Source organism: Litoreibacter roseus (assembly GCF_009811795.1).
Taxonomy (GTDB): domain Bacteria; phylum Pseudomonadota; class Alphaproteobacteria; order Rhodobacterales; family Rhodobacteraceae; genus Litoreibacter; species Litoreibacter roseus.
In genome coordinates this window covers 1,152,731-1,171,507 of the sequence record NZ_BLJE01000001.1, presented here as the reverse complement: position 1 = coordinate 1,171,507, position 18,777 = coordinate 1,152,731, and the positions used below count along the sequence as shown (strand labels likewise).

At 58.8% G+C, this 18,777-nt stretch carries 18 protein-coding genes and 1 tRNA gene; 3 read left to right on the top strand and 16 right to left on the bottom strand.

Features of this window, described 5'->3' with window-relative positions:
• Positions 1–57: 57 nt before the first annotated feature.
• Positions 58–1,362, bottom strand: coding sequence for an ATP-binding protein (locus KIN_RS05835; protein ID WP_159804981.1), 1,305 nt, complete (start codon positions 1,360–1,362; stop codon positions 58–60).
• A 43-nt stretch (positions 1,363–1,405) separates the two neighbouring features.
• Here KIN_RS05835 and KIN_RS05830 point away from each other — a divergent pair, with 43 nt between their 5' ends.
• Together KIN_RS05830 and KIN_RS05825 are read left to right on the top strand one after the other, a co-directional pair.
• Positions 1,406–2,317, top strand: coding sequence for an MBL fold metallo-hydrolase (locus tag KIN_RS05830; protein WP_159804980.1), 912 nt, complete (start codon positions 1,406–1,408; stop codon positions 2,315–2,317).
• A gap of 71 nt (positions 2,318–2,388) precedes the next feature.
• Positions 2,389–2,463, top strand: a tRNA-Asn gene (locus KIN_RS05825).
• Positions 2,464–2,550: 87 nt separating this feature from the next.
• On the opposite strand, the gene KIN_RS05820 is transcribed toward KIN_RS05825, so the two are convergent.
• The 12 genes from KIN_RS05820 to KIN_RS05765 all read right to left on the bottom strand — a co-directional run bounded on the left by KIN_RS05820 (position 2,551) and on the right by KIN_RS05765 (position 14,144).
• Positions 2,551–3,132 carry an SEL1-like repeat protein gene (locus KIN_RS05820; RefSeq protein ID WP_159804979.1) on the bottom strand — a complete coding sequence of 194 codons (582 nt, stop codon included), beginning with the start codon at positions 3,130–3,132 and terminating at the stop codon, positions 2,551–2,553.
• Positions 3,133–3,238: 106 nt separating this feature from the next.
• Positions 3,239–3,544, bottom strand: coding sequence for a DUF4387 family protein (locus KIN_RS05815; RefSeq protein WP_159804978.1), 306 nt, complete (start codon positions 3,542–3,544; stop codon positions 3,239–3,241).
• Positions 3,537–4,898 (bottom strand): acyclic terpene utilization AtuA family protein, encoded by a 1,362-nt coding sequence (locus KIN_RS05810; protein WP_243144823.1) that lies wholly within the window; start codon positions 4,896–4,898, stop codon positions 3,537–3,539. Before KIN_RS05810 ends, KIN_RS05815 begins: the two co-directional genes overlap by 8 nt.
• Complete coding sequence (locus KIN_RS05805; protein WP_159804976.1) at positions 4,898–6,403, bottom strand: tripartite tricarboxylate transporter permease; 1,506 nt, start codon at positions 6,401–6,403, stop codon at positions 4,898–4,900. Before KIN_RS05805 ends, KIN_RS05810 begins: the two co-directional genes overlap by 1 nt.
• A gap of 4 nt (positions 6,404–6,407) precedes the next feature.
• Positions 6,408–6,851: a tripartite tricarboxylate transporter TctB family protein gene (locus KIN_RS05800; protein ID WP_159804975.1), complete on the bottom strand. Its 444-nt coding sequence runs from the start codon at positions 6,849–6,851 to the stop codon at positions 6,408–6,410.
• Positions 6,852–6,860: 9 nt separating this feature from the next.
• Positions 6,861–7,823: a Bug family tripartite tricarboxylate transporter substrate binding protein gene (locus KIN_RS05795; RefSeq protein ID WP_159804974.1), complete on the bottom strand. Its 963-nt coding sequence runs from the start codon at positions 7,821–7,823 to the stop codon at positions 6,861–6,863.
• Between the two features lie 113 nt (positions 7,824–7,936).
• Positions 7,937–8,716 carry a citryl-CoA lyase gene (locus KIN_RS05790; protein WP_159804973.1) on the bottom strand — a complete coding sequence of 260 codons (780 nt, stop codon included), beginning with the start codon at positions 8,714–8,716 and terminating at the stop codon, positions 7,937–7,939.
• Entirely contained in the window at positions 8,713–9,939 is a 1,227-nt protein-coding gene (locus tag KIN_RS05785) for a CaiB/BaiF CoA transferase family protein (protein ID WP_159804972.1), read from the bottom strand. Before KIN_RS05785 ends, KIN_RS05790 begins: the two co-directional genes overlap by 4 nt.
• A 33-nt stretch (positions 9,940–9,972) precedes the next feature.
• A complete protein-coding gene (locus KIN_RS05780; protein ID WP_159804971.1) occupies positions 9,973–11,187 on the bottom strand; it encodes a CaiB/BaiF CoA transferase family protein in 1,215 nt (404 codons plus the stop codon).
• 1 nt (position 11,188) lies between these two features.
• The gene (locus KIN_RS05775) at positions 11,189–12,694 is read right to left on the bottom strand and encodes a tripartite tricarboxylate transporter permease (protein ID WP_159804970.1); all 1,506 of its coding nucleotides are present in this window, start codon (positions 12,692–12,694) and stop codon (positions 11,189–11,191) included.
• Between the two features lie 4 nt (positions 12,695–12,698).
• Entirely contained in the window at positions 12,699–13,169 is a 471-nt protein-coding gene (locus tag KIN_RS05770; protein WP_243144843.1) for a tripartite tricarboxylate transporter TctB family protein, read from the bottom strand.
• Positions 13,170–13,178: 9 nt separating this feature from the next.
• Positions 13,179–14,144 carry a Bug family tripartite tricarboxylate transporter substrate binding protein gene (locus KIN_RS05765; protein WP_159804968.1) on the bottom strand — a complete coding sequence of 322 codons (966 nt, stop codon included), beginning with the start codon at positions 14,142–14,144 and terminating at the stop codon, positions 13,179–13,181.
• Positions 14,145–14,265: 121 nt separating this feature from the next.
• On the opposite strand from KIN_RS05765, the gene KIN_RS05760 reads away from it, so the two are divergent.
• Positions 14,266–15,159 (top strand): LysR family transcriptional regulator, encoded by an 894-nt coding sequence (locus tag KIN_RS05760; RefSeq protein WP_159804967.1) that lies wholly within the window; start codon positions 14,266–14,268, stop codon positions 15,157–15,159.
• A gap of 12 nt (positions 15,160–15,171) precedes the next feature.
• Here the strand turns inward: KIN_RS05760 and KIN_RS05755 are convergent, their stop codons facing one another.
• From KIN_RS05755 to KIN_RS05745, 3 genes are read right to left on the bottom strand one after another with little or no spacing between them, the layout of a single operon-like run.
• A complete protein-coding gene (locus KIN_RS05755) occupies positions 15,172–17,115 on the bottom strand; it encodes a vWA domain-containing protein (protein WP_159804966.1) in 1,944 nt (647 codons plus the stop codon).
• A gap of 4 nt (positions 17,116–17,119) precedes the next feature.
• Positions 17,120–18,469, bottom strand: a complete 1,350-nt coding sequence (locus KIN_RS05750) for a serine/threonine-protein kinase (protein WP_159804965.1) — start codon at positions 18,467–18,469, stop codon at positions 17,120–17,122.
• Positions 18,470–18,498: 29 nt separating this feature from the next.
• The gene (locus KIN_RS05745; protein WP_159804964.1) at positions 18,499–18,768 is read right to left on the bottom strand and encodes a hypothetical protein; all 270 of its coding nucleotides are present in this window, start codon (positions 18,766–18,768) and stop codon (positions 18,499–18,501) included.
• Positions 18,769–18,777 lie beyond the last annotated feature (9 nt).

Here is an 18,777-nt window from a genome sequence, read left to right as displayed (position 1 = left end):
ATTTCCGGAAATTATTTTCCGATGAAAATTTTTTGCTCCCGTTTCAACACTGGCGGGTCATCTGGGCAGCACAATTTCAGCACTTAGCCCTCCAAGCGCTTCACTTTCGCCAAGTCTGAGCGTGCCCCCATGGGACCGAGTAATGTCGGCCGCGATTGCAAGGCCCAACCCGACACCACTTCCCGCGTTCTGATTACGTGCCGCATCAAGTCGTGCAAACGGCTTGAGTGCTTCGTCCCGGTTTTCAGCGGGAATACCCGGCCCGTCATCCTCGACCCTGATCCGAAGCGCCGTTGTCAGCAAATCTACGGAAACCGCCGCCTTCGTCCCATAGCGAACGGCGTTCCCGACAAGGTTGTCCACCGCCCGTGCAATGGCCAGCGGCCGCAGCGTCAGAGTTGCAGGCTCGTGCGGAAGATCTTTCAGAACCACATTCCGGCCCGCCCGCTGCGCCTTATCGACAACCGCCCGGACCACAGCGACAGGGTCACTTGGTTCAAGGTCTTCAATCGCGTCGGAGCGAGCAAAATCCAGAAAGGCCGCGATCAGCGCTTCCATCTCGTCTACGTCGGCGATCAGCGCCCGTGTGTCTTCCGTATCCGGCTGCATCGACAGCCCCAACTTGAGGCGCGTCAGTGGTGTGCGCAGATCATGGCTGACCCCGGACAGCATCAATGTCCGTTGCTCGATCTGCCGTTCGATCCGTGACCGCATATTCAAAAACGCATTGCCGGCCGAGCGCACCTCCACAGCACCGCTGGGGTGATAGGTTTCACTTTGCCCCTTCCCGAAAGCCTCGGCAGCTCGCGCCAACCGCCGGATCGGCCTGAGCTGGTTGCGCAAAAACTGATAGGCCACGAATGTCATCAAGCCACCCGTCAGCACCATCCAGACCAGCAATTGGTGCGGGTTGGTTGCGGTCACGCGACGCCGGGGAAAACTGATCTCGACCAAACCCTCGCCAGTCTCGATTCCCAGCAACACCCGCTTGCGATCATCGACCAGATCAACACCTGTCAGCGCTGGAAAGCTTTCGGTCAACTGCCGCTCGATCACGCGACCGGACAGGTCGAAAAATCGCCTTTCAAACCCGACGGGTCCACCGGGATACGTCAGCTCCATCTGAAGCGCGTCGGCGGCGTCCTGCATTGCGTCCGGCCCACCCGTTCGGAATTCCGAAAGCAGATAGCGGATGCCCACAGAAAGATTGTCCGTCATCTGCTCGGTTACATCTTCGTACAGTCGCTGGATGAAGGCGAAGGACACCACCAGCTGAATCGTAATCACCGGTACCAACAAAATCAAAGCCGCCCGTCCGTAGAGGCTGCGTGGAAGGTAGCGTTTGATCGAGAAGCGTGCCATATGCGATCAATCGTAAGCCGCGCTGATTGAAAGGAAAAGAGGCATGCCAAAGCCCGCTCAATTCAACCCAAAGCCCGGTGTCGCAGAGATGATAGCTCCGGGACTGCGGCGAATACTTGCGCCCAATCCCTCCCCCATGACGTTTCGCGGAACGAACACCTATCTTCTGGGCACGCGCGAGATCGCCGTGATTGACCCCGGCCCACCCGATCAGGCGCATTTGACGGCCATTCTCGATGCGCTGGAGGCGCACCAGCGGATCAGCCACATCTTTGTCACCCACAGCCATATTGATCATTCCCCGCTGGCAATGGTCTTGGCCCAACTGACAGACACAAAAGTTCATGGGTTTGGCCCGTCAAAGGCTGGCCGCAGTCCCGTGATGCAAAGCTTGAGCGATCTTGGCGGCGGGGAAGGTATTGACGAGACCTTTATGCCCGATGTCACGCTTGTCCACGGCATGACTGTCCACGGCGCGGGGTGGAGCCTCAAGGCGCTTCACACCCCCGGTCATATGGGCAATCACCTCTGCTATGCATGGCCGGAAAGCAGCGCACTCTTTTCAGGGGATCTGGTCATGGGTTGGGCAACCTCGATGGTGTCCCCCCCGGACGGGGATCTGACGGCGTTCATGGCGTCCCTCGATTTACTCGCCAGCCGCTCCGAGGATCAGGTCTACTATCCGGGACATGGCGCGCCGATCAAGGACCCGGCTCACCGCGTCGGGGAACTCGCTGCGCACCGTAAATCGCGGGAGGGGCAGATTCTAGATGCGCTTCAGAAGCACCCGGGCTACGTGCCTGACCTGACAGCGGCGATCTACACGGATGTTGATCCGGCGCTACTGCCCGCCGCCGAGCGAAACGTGTTGGCCCATTTGATAGATCTGGCGGCCCGAAACGTCGTGAAGGCAGATGGAAACGTCGCCCGGGACGCTCGCTTTTCTCTGGCCTGAAAATTCCAAGCGATCCTAGCCAAATCCCTCTTTACGACCGGAATCCCGCTTGCTATACGCGCCCTCACCGTTCCGGCGTAGCTCAGCGGTAGAGCAGTTGACTGTTAATCAATTGGTCGTAGGTTCGATCCCTACCGCCGGAGCCAATTCCCCAATCTTAAGAACCGACTGCAGGTCGTTTTGCGGTTTTCGGTATGAGCAGCTCATAAATTACAGCTGAAGATAGGTTCGTGTCAGATCCAGTAGACCTGAGGGCTGTTAAGCCTTCGGTGCCATAGCGCGCCTTCTGCCTCATCTTGGGTTAGTCCGAACTGTCCGAGAGCTGTCGTGTCCGCCATAAACTTGACGGCATTTGCTACGTTCTGCTCAGCGGCGCGGCGGATGTAGTCGATACCGGTAGCTTCGTTCCGATCACGGGCCGTTCCGGAGATCAGATCCAGCCCGTGACACCACATCGCAGCAGGCAAACCGGCTTCCGCCGCCTCTTGGCACAGGGTAGCGGCGCGACTTGTTTCACCTTGATCGAAAAGAAAGAGAGAGAGCTTGAACTTGGCTTCGATCACGCCCGCAGCCGCTGACGCGTTCAAATGGTCTAAATGGCGCGCTTCGACTTCTGCAGGTGTACCTGTATAATCTGTTGATAGTTCGCCGCTGAGCCACGTGGCCTCGGCGTCACCTTCCATAACGTCTGCTTCAATCAGCTTCCGGGCCCATGCAAGCATGTCTTCCGCGAGTAGATTTGACGAGACGAAAGCGGATGCATCAAGCAGCTTGCGCGCTTCAGTGAGCCGATCCTGGCGCGATTGGTCGGACATCGTAATACCTTACCTCTTGAACCCACGCCGGACCCGATAGGCGGTTCCGGAATCGACGTATAGCTGCCCCGAAAACAACGCTGTCGTCAGATGCGGGATAGACACATCAATCGATTTCCAATTCGGCGATCAGGACCGCCCATCCCGCGCCGTGCATGTCACGGTCTTCGCGGATGCCTTGAACCGCTGGACGGGGCGCACTGAACTTCAGCACGTGTAAATCTGGAAGCTCAAATCGCTTCAGCGCGCCGGATTCCAACCCAAGCAGGGAAGCGATCTTTTCATCTGAAAGTCCCCGCGTGATCCGCTCGAACGCCGGCGCCGAGCCGCAAAAGAGATCAAGTGTCACCCAGAACGGCCCCGCGTTCTTGGACCTGACCTTCTGGACGATATCCGATACGCGATCAGTCAAGACCAAGCTCCAGCACCTGCAGATCGAACCCGTCCATTGGGTCCTGCAGGGTCAAAACATGATTGAGGCAAAATTCCCAAAGCGGCCCGCGATCAATTTCCGGGGGCGAGAACGGAAACGCGAAGCTTGGCTGCTCTTCGCCCGATGTGAGGGGATGGTGCAGCAGGTACGGGTTTAACAGCTTCCCTATCTCGACGGCGATGTCTTGAGTGTCAGCTGTGATGATTGCAAGAATGCCCAGTTCAACCGGATCACCGATCGCGGTCTCCAAGGCACCAAGCGTCGCATTCTTACCGATCTGACGCAGCTCAATATGAAATGCGTCGGGCGCCAGAGCCAAACGGTCAGAAACTTTCTGGCTGCATTTCTCAGAAACATCCGCACACCAATGATCAGACGCCGCCACGTAACGTGGGTCGCGGATCAGTGCCATCAGGATGGTCTGATACCCCGCGATACGTGCCCCTTCGAGCTTTACGGTATAGCGGTCTGATGGCACCCACCTTGAGCCCTCGACCCGCACACGTCGTTCATCCAGCGCCGTGTACCGGGCATCGGTCACATCCAGATGCCCGCCAGGTTCATACAGAAGGAACGGATCGCTGTTTTCATAAAGCATGTGGGCCGACACGGTATGTGGCGAGGCGTAGGCTCCGTCCGCAAGCGGGGTCACAGTAAACCCCTCGGCGTCGAACTCCAGCATGATGACCCCGGACTGGGGATTGGTCGCGCAAAGCGCGCCGCATTCACCAATCTTGGCGCCGTGCCATGCCGCGCCCGCATGGCATCCTCTGGCAAGTGGAAGCGCTGCGATAATAGCCGTGTCCGTCGTCCGGCCCGCGATGACGATGTCCGCGCCAGTGTCCAAGGCGGCGTTGATCTGCTCCGCCCCTGCAAGCGCCACGATATTGCTGCAGGCGTCCAGCAGAGCCTCAGAGATATCCGGCGCTGGCTGCAACGGTGTGATGTGACCCTGTGCAAGAGACGCTTTTAAATGGCGCGCACTCTGATCAGATTTCAGCACAGCGACCCGCGCCGAGGTCCCCGTCTCGCGCAGAATTTCGTCTGTGATGTCCACCAGCCAATCGACAGCGCGTCCCGCGCCGCACGTCCCGGCCGTTCCAATCACAAGCGGGACGCCAGCCGCCTGTCGCGCGACAATCAGACCGGCCCATTCCTTCTTGGTCGAGGCCCGCGCATATTTCGACACCCCTTCGCCCAAATAGAACGGCCCGCTGTCCGTCGATCCGCCGTCAATCGCAATAAGATCGGGGTTTGCCGCGATCCCACGCTTTAGTGCGACCGGATCGTAGCCCAGTCCCAAAGCGCCCGACGGAACAAGAACCTTGACCATCAATCACTCACAGCAGCGGGTTTTCTGAGATACCGCCGCACGAAGATCGGCGCGAAGAAGCCAAGCACGGCAGCGATCCACAGCGTGATGGCGATGCCAGAGGAAAATAGGTACGAGGCGTCTCCGTCTGACAGCACCATGGCCCGGCGCAACGCGTCCTCCATATGCTTGCCCAGAAGGATGCCCAAAATGATCGGCACCGTCGGCACATCCAGCTTGCGGAATACGTAGCCGATCACCCCGAACCCCACCATAAGCAGCAGGTCGAAATAGCTGCCGGTGAGGGAATAGATCCCGACAAAGGAGATCATCGTGACGCCAGGCAGCAAAATTGCGGGCGGCACCGACAGGACCCGAACAAAGACTTTCACCATCGGGACGTTCATTGCGAGCAACACGAAATTCGCGATAAGCAGGGAGGCAATCAGCCCCCAGACAACATCCGGCCTGTCTGTAAAGAGCGTTGGCCCCGGCGTGATGTTCAGGGTCATCAAAAGGGCGAGCAGCACCGCCGTGGTGCCAGAACCCGGCACGCCCAAGGTCAACATCGGTACAAGGGCGCCCCCTGCAGCTGCGTTATTGCCAGCCTCTGGTGCGGCCACACCACGCGGCACGCCGGTCCCAAAACCGCCCTTCGGCCCGGCCAGTGATTTCTCGGACATATAGGCAAGGAACGATCCAAGGGATGCCCCCGCCCCCGGAAGCACGCCCGCCACAAAGCCGACACCGCTTGCGCGGATCATTGTCCAGAACGAGTTCTTAATATCGCGGAACGGGATCCGGACTTTCTCCAGCTTCACGCCTATGGAAGATCCCTTCCCGTGACTTTCGATGAAAATGAAGACTTCCGCCACCGCGAACAGGCCGACAATTGCGACAAGGAAGTCGACGCCATCCATCAAGTGCAGATTGCCGAAGGTGAACCGCGGCATGCCGGTATTGTTGTCCAGCCCGATCATCGCAATCGCCAGGCCAATACATGACGCAAGCGCGGCTTTGGCCTGATTGTTGGATGCAATGCCACCCAACGTGGAAAAGGCCAGAAGATAGAGGGCGAAATACTCCGCAGGACCAAAGAGATAGGCAACCTGCGCCAGAACGGGGGCGAGCAGCATCAAACCGATCGTCGCCAGGAACGCACCGACAAACGACGCCACGCCGGATAGAACTAAGGCATCCCCCGCCCTGCCCTGCTTGGCCATCGGATACCCATCCAGCGTGGTCATCAGCGCAGGCTCGTCGCCCGGAATGTTCAGCAGGATGGACGAGATACGCCCGCCATACATCGCGCCGTAGTAGACTGATGTCATCAGAACAAGAGCCGCAGTCGCGTCGAAGCCCAGCGAAAAAGTCAGCGGGATCAGAATAGCGACGCCGTTGGAGGGTCCGAGCCCCGGAAGGGAGCCGATGATCGTTCCCAGAAAACAACCGATGACCGCGAGAAACAGTGTCGTCGGCGACAGCGCGATACTAAAGCCAAGGGCGAGATTGGACAGAAGCTCCATCTGTTCAGCCCGCGCTCATCTTGGGAAACGGTACGAGCCCAAGGTCCAGCGCGTATTTGAACAGAAGGAAAAGACCAACAGATAAACCTACGCCCGTCAGAATTGCAAAAACCGGGCGCGGTGAGATTTGGTAGCTGAGGATCGCCGCCGTCACCGCGGTCGGGATAAGAAAGCCCAAGGGTTTCAGGCTATAGGCGTAGACGACCATCACGATGACCGAAAGCACCAGAGAGAGTAAGGTTCGCAGGGCTGGCCAATGGGCGTCTTCACCGGGGCGGAAGACCATAGTCCCACCGCAAATCGCAGCGACAGCCCCCACTAGCATCGGGAAGGTCTTGGACCCGACAGGGTCGGACATGAAACTTGTCTGGATTTGAAGGGCGCTCGCGATGTATGCGAGCGCCACAAGAATTACGACCAGTCCGAAGACGCGGTCAGAGTGCAGCATTGTCGTGCCCTATTGGATCACACCGATTTCGCGGCTGAGTGCCTCTACGGATGCCACGACGGTATTAACCCAATTCTGGAACTGATCGCCAACCATAGTGAAGGGCGCCAGGCCGTTTGCCTCCATTGCGGCCTTCCATTCGCTGCTGTTTGCCACGTTCAGAAGTTTGTCCGCCCATGCGTTGAATGCCTCGTCCGAGATGTCTTTGGGCACGTAAAGACCACGCCAGTTCACGGCGACGACATCGAAACCTTGTTCCTTGGCCGTTGGGACATCTTCAAAACCAGGCACCCGGTCTTGGGTCAAGACAGCAAGGGCACGCACTTCGCCAGCTTTCAGGAAGCCCACGATCTCGGACATATCGCCGGTCATTGCTTGGGTGAACCCGCCGACGGTCTGTGTGATTGCGTCCGCACCGCCATCGACGCCGATATATTTGATCTTGCGAATGTCATCGAAGCCCGCCTCTTTCAGGACCTGAAGGACCTTGAGATGATCAAACCCACCGGCCGCGGAACCGCCTGCGAACGCGACCGAGCCGGGATCGGCCTTGATCGCATCAACCAATTCGTTGAGGGACTGATACGGGCTATCGTCGGCCACGACGATCACACCCGGATCCGCACCAATGGCGCCGACAAAGCGAACCTGATCAGCTGTCAGGCCGCCGAATGCGTTCTGCGCAAGCCGTGTTGCCGTTGCCGAAGACGCCGCCACGATGAGGTCCTCGTCCGTGTTGCGCTCATTCACGACGTGGCCAAAGGCAAGGCCGCCGCCGCCGCCAGCCATGTTGGTCACCTGAACAGGGCTATCAACTTCGCCCAGTGTATACAAAATTTTGCCGATTTGGCGGCATGTGAAGTCCCATCCGCCCCCTGGGTTCGCTGGCGCGATGCACTCGGCAGCACTGACGGCGCCTGCACTGAGGGTGAGAAACGCGCTCAGACCGAGCGCGCGAATGGATATGTTCATGAGGAACCTCCGGATGGAACATTTTCAATATGATGCGCCGCAGATGGCGCAGGGTCAAATATGACAGATTGTCGAGCGCAGGACTGGCATATCTCGCGCCAAATTGTCCAGACTTATGAAGGGTTCGGGTCATCCGCTTTATAGGTCCAACGGTAGCCCGGGGGCGTTGGTCCCTTGTTGCGCCCGCCTTGCTGGCTCTGCTCCCACGCATGGGCCAGAATGCCCACAGACCGCGATAGGCAGAAGATGCCTCGGGCCAGTTCAGGGGCGAACCCCAGCTCGGCGAAAATAACGGCGGTGGCACCATCGATGTTCATCGGGATGGGGCGACCTGCGTCCTCTGCCAGCTGGCGTTCCAATCGTATGGCGATCTGCGCGAACCGGCCATCGCAAACACCTGCCGTCACCGCCTCTCCGACCAGCGCCAGAAGGCGCGGCGCGCGCGGGTCGGTTGGTTTATGAAACCTGTGGCCGAAGCCCGGAATGTATTTGCCATGCGCGAAACGCCATGAAGCGAGAGTTGCGTCCAGATCACCATCTTGATCTATCTGCCGAAACATGTGCACCGCCTGTTCCCCCGCACCGCCATGGACGTCACCCAGCATGTTTACCGCACTCGCCATCGCATTGTTGAGATCAAGCCCGCAGGTCACGGCCATCCGCGCCGCGGCGATCGAAGGGGCCTGTGGTCCGTGATCGACGGCGGCGACCAATGCCGCTTCCAGCAACTGCGCTTGTCCTTTGGACGGCAGATCACCCCTGAGCATCAGCCAAATCATCTGCGCGAAACTGACCTCGCCGATCAATTCCTGAATGGGCCGACCGCGGATATCTATCCGCCCAGGTTCCATATCGATGATGCCCGTCGTCCACCAGTCGCTGACGTCACTCATATTACCCCTCCGGCCTTCAGGTCTTTCAGGTCTGCCTCTGACACTCCGATGGCGCCAAGGATACGTGCCGTATCCGCCCCCAAAGCTGGCGGCGCATCGGCGACGTGAGGTGCAGCATCGTTCATCTTGATCCCGGTCCGCACGGCCCGGATTGGCATGTCCAGGCTATCGGACTGATAGGTGGCCAGAAACCCGCGCTCCGTTATTTGGGAATGACTGAGAATGTCAGGTACGGTCATGATTGCCCCTGCGGGGACGCCCACGTCGTTCAGTTCCCGCGCCCAGTCGGCCGCAGGTCTGGTGACCAGAACGGTCTCTAGCTCGGCCCGCAGAACCAGGCGATTGCGCTTGCGATCTTCACGGGTGGCGAAATCGGGACGGATCAGCAAATCGTCGCGACCCAGATGCTGCGCAAGCGCCGTCCACTGCTGATCCTTGTTCGCTGCAATGTTGAGAAACCCGTCCGCCGCTCGGAACGCACCGGACGGGGCGGAGGTCGGATTCTCATTGCCGAATTGCTGAGGAGCAACCCCCGCTATGAGAAAGTTTGAGATTGCCCACGCCATCGTGGAAAGCGTGGCTTCCAACATTGAGACGTCAATAACGCAGCCCCGCTTGGGTGCATTCAGTGCTGCGGTGATTGCGAATGCTGCTGTCAAACCGCCCACGGTGTCGGCGATTGGAAAGCCCACGCGTAATGGATCACCGTCCGGCGCTCCGGTAACCGACATCACCCCCGCCAGACCCTGAACGATCTGGTCATAAGCCGGTCGATCTTTCCACGGACCATCCTGACCGAAGCCGGAAATCGCGCAATAGATCAATTGCGGGTTTACAGCGCGCAACGTCTCCGCACCGACACCAAGCCGCTCCATAACGCCGGGGCGGTAGTTTTCCACGAGCACATCGGCCTCGGCTGCCAACCGTTTAAGCAGCTCCACACCGCGCGCATCTTTCAGGTTCAGGCAAACGGACGCCTTACCAGCGTTCTGCGCCAGAAAAGATACGCCCATATTCTTGGCATTGAGATCTGGATCAGCACCAAGCTGTCTGGCCAGATCACCGCTGCCGGGTCGTTCGATCTTGATCACATCCGCGCCAAGATGTGCCAGTTGATGGCACGCGAACGGACCCGATAGAACATTCGTCAGGTCGAGAACTCGGATACCGCTAAGCGGTTTGGACGGGTCAAAATCGGCGGGGTTTGGGTCGTCAGGTATCATCACATCTGGGCATAACGAATATGCACGCGACAGTCACCCAACAGTTGCAGGTTCTACGCGGTCCACAGCGCCGTCTTCGCCGAGCGCTTCAATTTCCGACGTATCGTACCCGAGATCACGCAAAATTGCGACAGTGTCCGCGCCCAAGGCGGGGGACGGTCCGGCTGCGATCTCGCGAGTGCCATCTATCTCAAACGGCAGAGCCGCGCCGGTGGTGTCGGGAGCGTCCGAAAGATAACCGCGTTGGTGGACCGGCGGCAAATCGAGCGCCTCTGGCAAACTACGCAGCCGAGCCGCGGGTACGCCATGGTGGCTGAGCCGTGGCTCCCACTCCTCCGCGTCGCGGGTCACCAAAACCGCTGCGATCTCATCCCCAAGCGCTGCTGCATTCTCGTCGCGCGCCACTCTTTCGGCGAACCGGGGATCGCGCAGCCAATTGGCCTGACCCAAAGCCTCGGCCAGCGCAACAAACTGACGCTCTTCATTCACTCCGAGGCTTATGTGGCCGGTTCGGCACGCAAACGTCCCGGCTGCCGGAGATCTGCTGTTGGCTGCATTTCCACGCGGCTTCGGAACAGTACCGGTCAAACGAAAATCGGTGACGGTGGAACTCATCAACGTCAACGCGGTCTCCAGCATGGATACGTCAACGAAGGCGCCTTCGCCCGTCTGCGCGCGTTGATACAACGCAGCGGTCACTGCAAACGCCCCCGACAGGGCCGTAGCGTAATCGATTATGGGCGCGCCTGTCCTGATCGGGCCAGTATCTGCAGTTCCGGTCAAATCCATCAAACCGCAGATTGCCTGAATGTTGATATCGTAGGCAGGGACATCAGCCATATCGTTTGCCCGCCCATACCCTGTCATCGCGCAATGAATAAGCTGCGGATTGATCGCACGGGTTTGCGCCTCCGACAGGTTCAACCGGTCCAGCGTCGAAGGCCGGTGATTTTCGACCAGAACATCCGCCGATTTCAAAAGTCGTTCAAACACCTCGCGCCCGCGTGGCCGCCCCAGATCCACGGCGATGGACGTCTTACCGGCCCCCTGGGTCAGATAGGCTGTGCTCATCCCTTGCGCAGCGCGCGCCTTGTCGGTGCCGCCCCGGTGGCGCATCGCGTCACCATGGCCTGGATGTTCGATCTTGATGACCTCGGCCCCGAGTTGTCCCAGAAAATAGGAACAGGCCGGCCCCGCCAACACGTGGGTCCAGTCAATCACACGGATACTCTTTAACGGACCACTCATTTTAGGCATCCCTCAGCGCATTTGCGCGCGCCTGACGATTCAGGCTTCGCACCCGCACGGCCAGCGCAGCAAATCCCAGCAGCAGGAACAAAAGCGCGATCGGTCGGGTCACGAAAATCAGAACGCCGTTGTCCGACAGCAGAAGTGCTTGGCGAAATGTCTCCTCCGCCCCGCCAGCGAGAACGAAAGAAATGACAAATGCCGCAGGATTGAAGTCGAGCTTGCGCATACCCCAGCCCAAAAAGCCCGCAGCCACCATCACGTAGACATCAAAGAGGTTTCCGCGGGACGTATAGGCGGCGATGAAAGATGTCAGAAAGATAATTGGATAGAGAACTTGGGTCGGGATACGGGTGATAAACCGCCCCACATAAGCCGCACCATAATAGCCGATAACGCCGTACATGACGATGCCGATAAGACCGCACGCGAAGAGCGCATAGATCAGATCGCGGGAGGTCAGAAACAGGGTTGGCCCGATCTGGATTCCGTGGATCAGGAAGACCCCAATCAAGATCGCGCCGATGGTTGATCCGGGGATGCCCAAGGTTAAAAGGGGCGCCATGGATGGACCGCTGACCGCGTTGTTTGCAGATTCCGGTGCGGCAATGCCCTCCAGCGCGCCCTTGCCCCACTCCTCCGGGTTCTTTGCGCGCCGTTTACCTTCGCCATATGCCACAAAGGCCGCGATGGCGGAGCCCAGTCCCGGCAGCATGCCGATGAAGGAGCCGATGAAGGAAGACCGGATCACATGGGGCATACAGGGTTTGTACTCAGCCCATGTCAGACCGTTTCGCGCGGCGTCGTCCCCATCCGGCACCATCTCTGCGGTCTTTCCTCGCTCTTCGATCTGCGCGAAAACCTCACCCAAGACGAAAATCCCGATCATCAGAGGCACAAGGCCGATCCCGTTTGTCAGATCAAAACTTCCGAAGGTGAACCGCTCGGTGGAGCTGATTGGATCAAGTCCAATCATATTAATCAGAACACCCAACGCTGCCGAGGCCAGCCCGCGCGTCACGGATTTCCCAATCACGGATCCGATCACGATGAAGGCCGCAAAATATACGGTAAACAGCTCCGGCGGGCCAAGTTTCAGGGCAATCGCCGCGATCCACGCAACGCCCACAATCAAAAGGATTTCCCCAACAAAATCCCCGATGACCGATGAGATGGTTGCAACCTTCATCGCCTTTCCCGCCTTGCCCTGACGGGCCAGCGGATAACCGTCGATCTGTGTCGCTGCAGATGCGGCGGTGCCGGGTGTATTGAAGAGGATCGCGGCGATTGAACCGCCGTACCTGCCCGACTTGCCGATGACATAAAGAAACGCCAAGGCGGGCAGAGGCTCCATGTAGAACGTGAGTGGCAGGAGCATTGCAATTGCAGCGGATGCCGTTAGCCCCGGAATGGCCCCGACGACCATGCCCACAACAGCGGCGGCAAAAACCCATCCCATCAGAATGGGGTCAGTGAGAACTGTTGCGAGGCCGACAAAAATTTCCATTGCCTCAGTAGCCCCCGATTACATCGAGCAGGTCAAACCAAAGCCCAAGCGGTGGGAACACACCAAGAAGTTTGAAAAAGATCAGATGATAAAGAGCCGGACAAAGGAGTGCGGCAATCAACAGGCCAACCGGATGCCGCACACCAAAAATCCACATGGCGATCGGCGCGGCGACCCCAGTGCTCAGCAGATAACCGAAATGCGCGATGGCCCAGACATAGCCGATGGCCAGTGCCAGCAATGCAAAAATCGCCGGCAAATGACGGGTGTCCGTGGGCTCTTTAGAGATATTCCGCGCTGAAAGCAGCTCAATCCCGCCCAGAAGCAGCAGGGATAAGGAACCGGCCAACGGAAAGATGCGTGCGCCCCACCGCCCGTACTGATCCAACGGAATAGACAGACTGGTCGCTGTGGCACCAATCCCCAGAAGGACCAGTGCCAAACCGACAGCCTGCGGGGCGGGAGAGGAGCCCACGCTCAAGGATCAGCCCTGCTCTTTCAGCGCATCAATCACCGGCTGGGTTTCTTCTTGCATTGCACGCAGACGGGCTTCGGTCTCTTCCCCTGTCAAGAAAGCCGGGACATTGCCACGCTCGCGCATCAGATCCGAAAATTGCTGCGTTTCCGTGATCTCCTTCAGCGCAGTTTCCATGCCCGACACGATCTCGGGGTCGGTGCCTTTCGGTGCGAACAGGACGATGGGTGAAGATACGGCAACGTAGTCAAAGCCCAGTTCGGGAATGGTCGGTACGTCATCCCGGATCGGGTCACGTTCCGGCGCGGCCAATGCGAGCACACGAAGCTCGTTTTCAAAGCCAGCCGCCTGTTGAATGCCGACAAACGCAAAATCAACCTGCTCGCCGATGACAGCCGCCCGTGTTGGCCCGCCACCTTTGAAAGGCACATCCTGCGCCTGAAGGTCGTTTCTGTTCAGGAAGCTCTGTCCCGCAACTTGGTGGAACCCGCCGCGGCCGTTATGGGCCCACCGCAGCCCACCGGGATTTGCCTTTGCCGCGTCCACCAGATCCTGCAGGGTCTGGAAAGGGCTGCCGGCAGGAACGATGACGGCTGGGGTCAAATTGCCGATCTGGGCCACGATTTCAAAGCTGTCAAACGGGTTAACATCAGTCTCCCGCAGCATTGATGTCAGCAAAAACGATCCAGACGACGTGAGCATCATCGTGTTGCCATCAGGGCGCGCAGCTGCGGCCTCTGTCGCACCCGTGATCCCTGAGGAGCCGGGCTTGTTCACGATAATCAGCGGAACGGGCAGAATGCCTTCAGCCGACGCAGCCGCAGCGCGACCCAAAGCGTCTGTTCCACCGCCTGCCGCGTATGGCAAAATCGTAACGATCGGACGGCGCGGGTTCCATTCTGCAAATGCGGGCACGCCCGCAAGGCCAAGCGCAGTTGCGGCCATACCTGTCTTGATAAGTTCGCGACGTTTCATTCGTAGTCCTCCCAAGTGGAACGGCACCTTCCTGGTGCCTTTGTCTAGCGCTGGACATTAGCGGCATTGATAACGTAGAAAAAACGCAATTATTCAATTCATATATCGGAAAATTAGAACAATGAACTTGCGAAGTCTGAAGGTGTTTTCGCTGGTTATGGAAGAAGGCACGCTGGGGCGAGCCGCAGATCGTATGCACCTGAGCCAGTCAGCGGCAAGCCGGTTGCTGCAAATTCTAGAAGAGGAGTTCGCGGTTCAGCTTTTTCGTCGCGACAAGAAGCGGCTGATCCCCACCGAGGAAGGCGAACGGTTCTATCCCGAGGCCCTCCGCATCCTGTCCCAAATCGAGGATATTCCCAGCTTCTTCTCGCAAGTGCGTTCGGGCAAATCCGAGCCTTTGCGCGTTATCTGCCATTCGCGTATTGTAAACGGCCTAGTGATCCCGGCCATCGCCGAGATGGCGAAGCGCCGCGAGGAGCTTCCGATCAAGCTGGAGATTCACCCGCGCCGGGATTTGGGCCGCCAGATCATGAACGGGCGGTATGACATCGGCATTTCGGTTCTGCCCCTGCCCGTTGATACGTTGAAACCGATCCAGCTTGGCAAAACGGACCTGCGGATCGCGATCGCGCGGGGGCATCCCTTGGCAGACAGACAATCGCTCGGGCCGGATGACGTGAAGCATCTTCCCTACATCGCGCTTGATGAGACCACCGCGATTCGACGTATCGTTGATCGGGAATGCGAGCGGGCGGGCATTTCCCTGAAGATCCAGCATGAGGTGTCGGCCGGGTCCGCAGCCTACAGGCTTGTCTACTTGGGGTTGGGCTATACGTTCGCGGATCCTGTTGCCGTGGATCCCGAGATATCAGACGGTATCCGCCTCATTCCGTGGAAGCCTGCCATGCAGGTTGAATTTGGATGTTTCGTCACGCCGAACCGCAAGGATCGCTCTGATATTGAGCAGTTCAGCGCGGTCTTGCGTGAGATCATCGAGCCGCGCCTGAAGGCCTAAACACCGGGCCAATCACGGCAGGTCATTCAGTTGCATCGGATAGAGCAGATTTTCTGCCTGCGCGCCCGTTCCCAGATAGTCGACCCACTGATCCGTCGCCTCGTTGTATCGCCGATAACGTTCCAGCTTTTCGTACAACTCATTGGTCACGGTGATTTGCTCGGAAAAGGACATCTTGATCCAGTCTTCCTCGGTGATGCTCATAATCCTTGACTGATACGGAAGCCCCTCAAGATATTCACTGATCGACACGGCTTCGGCGAGACTGAGATCGCTTCTGCGGGACACCTCGTCAGGACGGCGGCTCATGTCAGCCGCTGCGCCAAGAACCTGGGAAAAGAACTCGGTTGGGTTCAGGATGTTCTCTTCCTGTTGCTCAATGATGATCTTCAGCGCCTCATCCAGATCGCTCAGTTCCGACTTGGTGAGCAGAAGCCGGATTGAAAGCGGCTTCAATCCGGTTCGGTCAAAATCTCTGTCCGCAACATAGGCCTCGAACACATCGGGCGCTTCGGTGCCCTGCTCGCGACCCAGATAGGCCAGTTGCATCGTACGCCCCGCCGAACTGAGCGCCCGGGCAAATTCGGAATTCGGCGCGCTCTTCGGAAAGTCCTCAGGCTCCGTCCCTTTGCGGAAACTGACCACCTGATCGACGATCAATTGCCCCAAGTTCTGAGCTACCCGCTTGTATTCAGCCGGATCGCTATTCTCGACGCCGAAGTAAAGCGAGGCCTGATTGGGTTCGCGGGACAGATCGCGATAGGCCTGCTCGGCCCGGTCATGATCCTGCGCACCCTTGTCAGTTCGCAAGTGCAGAACCGCAATCGCGGCCCCTATACGTTCCTTCACAACAGTGTTGAGCCCGGCGGCGCTGAGCTTGGTCGAGGACAGTTCGTCCCCGGCCTCGCGCGGTCCGGCATCTGTCACAAGCACGATCAGCTTGCTGCCGAACCCGGACCAATCCAGTGCACGGATGGCGTGTTCGACCCCGGCATAACTGTCTTCCCGGAAATTACGCGACGAGCTTTTCGCCTCGGTCATCTGGTCGATGCCGTTGAGGAAAGATTGCAGGTCGCTGCCGTCCTGCAGCGTCACGAATGTCCGTACGTCGTATTCCAGACCTGGCGCCGCCGTCAGACTGTCGCGATAGCCGATGAGACCGAACGAGACCACATCCCCCGCCGCGCTTTGCGCGACGTTCTGATAGATCTCCTGCAAGGCCGCGCGGGTGCCCCGGATGTAGGGTTCCATCGAAATGGTGGTGTCCACGACGAAGACGATCCCTGCCTTGAAGTTTTCCCGGAACCGATCCGGGGCGCCGATCGGGGCGTCCACCTTCGGGGTCGCTTGACGGTCCCCTGTATTGGCACGTGCCACGGCAACCTTCAGCAGGTTGACCAATGCACCGTTCTCGAAAATGGCCTCTTCAGCCTCCAGAATGGGCATTACGTACAGGTTTTGGCGCTGATCAACCTGTTCCCGTGGACCGAGCGCCACAATCGTCTCAGAGGCGGGCCCACCACTTTCGGCGGCTTTCGCGGCCTCTCTCAACGCGGCAGCGCCCGGGCCAGGGTCTTCTGCCTCGACCACGTCATAGAGACCGTCCAGATCTGAAAAGAACAAAACGCGGTCTACATTTGAAGATGCTTCGAATGTCACCACGATGTTCTGGTTCCAACTCACCACGGCGTCGGAGGGCAACCAGAACTGACCGCCCCCCTCGTCACGCGGTGCGACATGAACCCAGTCCCCGTCACGCGCATAGACATAGAGCGGCTTGAGGGGGGCAACCTCTTCCCCCGGAGCGCCGTTCGGCCCGTCACGGGCGGGTACGCGATCCCGAACGAGCACACGTTCATAAAGCTGCGATTTTCCGTCCATCAACAGTGGTCGGTCCTGCCCGACAGCGGGCGCCGCACAAGCCATCAAAAGCGCAAAGCAAACCGATCTTATCATGGGACTACTCCCCCAACCGGGTGAGCGCGTTCTGCGCTTCAGCGGACCCAAGCTCTGCCGCTTGCTGATAGAGCCTGCGGGCCGCGGCCGCGTTGGCCTGTGGGAAGGGCGAGCGCGCTGCATCATATGTATCTGGGTCGTACATGCGCGCGACTTCCACCAACGCGCGTTCCCGCGTTTCTGCGGGTGTCTCCTTGTCGGTGCCAAGCTTCATCAGCGCGCCCAAGGCGACCTCAAGGTTTTCGGTGCCGCCTTTGTTGATCAAGGCAACAGCTTCCGCGACCGGATCGGCCTGATCAGTTACCTCGATTGCCCGATCCACCGTGCGCAAGCTTGCGTCCTCTGGCACAGCCCCCGACCCCAAAAACAGATAGGCGCTACCACCCACGGCAATCACCAACGCCACCAGCGCACCGCCTATGAACAGCGCAGGCGACCTGGAGGACTTCTTGTTGTCATGGGGCATCGTCACCGGCGTCGACACCGGACCGCGCTTCCTGCCTGGCTCACTCTTTTCCTCGGCGGCAATTGCCTGCCGGATCAGCCCAAGCAGATCGCTTGGCCGCTTCGTCGGATCAGCCCGCAGCATCATTTCCAGCACCTTGGTCAAGGGCTGGGACAGACCGGCCCCCTTCAATCGAATATCCTTACTTCTGATCTCCAGCGCGGCCGCCCCCATGCCCGCGCCCGGAACCGCTTGGCCCGCAACCTGAAGCAGGACCAGCCCGAGCGCGTAGATATCAGTGGCAGCCGTCGCTTTGCCCCCAAAGAGACCAAGCTGTTCCGGCGCCATATAGCTGAATTTGCCAGCAACGCTGTCGCCGATGATCGACTTTTCGGTCCCAACCGTGTTCGACGCCAAGCCGAAATCAATCAGCTTGGCATTCAGGATGTCATCCTCGGGCACGAGAATATTGTCGGGCGCCACGTCCCGATGGACGATGTTCAGCTTGTGGATCGCGTCCAAGCCACCCGCCAGTTGCAGCCCCAGTTTCAGCACATCGCGTGAGGTCAGCCGCGCGCCCTTCTTGACGTAATACGCCAAAGGCTTGCCATTGACGTACTCCATTATGAGAAACAGCCGGTTTTGGGCGTCCTGCAAGGTGGTTTCATAGCGGATAACGGCATCACTTTGAACAGTGCGCAGCAGCGAGGATTCCCGTCGAAACAAATCCAACGCCTTGTCGTTGCGCGCAAATTCCGGCGTCATCACCTTGATTGCGACCTCGTGGCCCGTAGCAACGTTGCGCCCTTTGAAGGTTGCGCCCATCCCCCCCTCGCCGAGCAATGAGAGGATTTCATAGGTGTTCTGAATCACGTCGCCGGGCTTTAGCCCTACCGCCTGTTCTGCCATCTGGTTCTACCCCCTAAAACCCTTGAACTTCATTTCTGCAACCGCTTGATGCCCATCGCCATGTGCTTGGTGAAATTGCGAATATCCATGACCTGAAAGCACAGGCCAGCAAAGACGAACGATGTCGTCACGCCGAAAATGATCGTGAGAAAACCGCCAATGATCGCCCAGGTCTCGGATCCTGGGATAAGACCGCCATAGCGGATGATCATCGCACCGGAATAGCAGGAAATCAGAACCAGAAAGCCGGTCGAAATCCAGATCAGGATCTCAAGAGACTTGTTTAGTGTGTCGCGCATGGTCCGGCC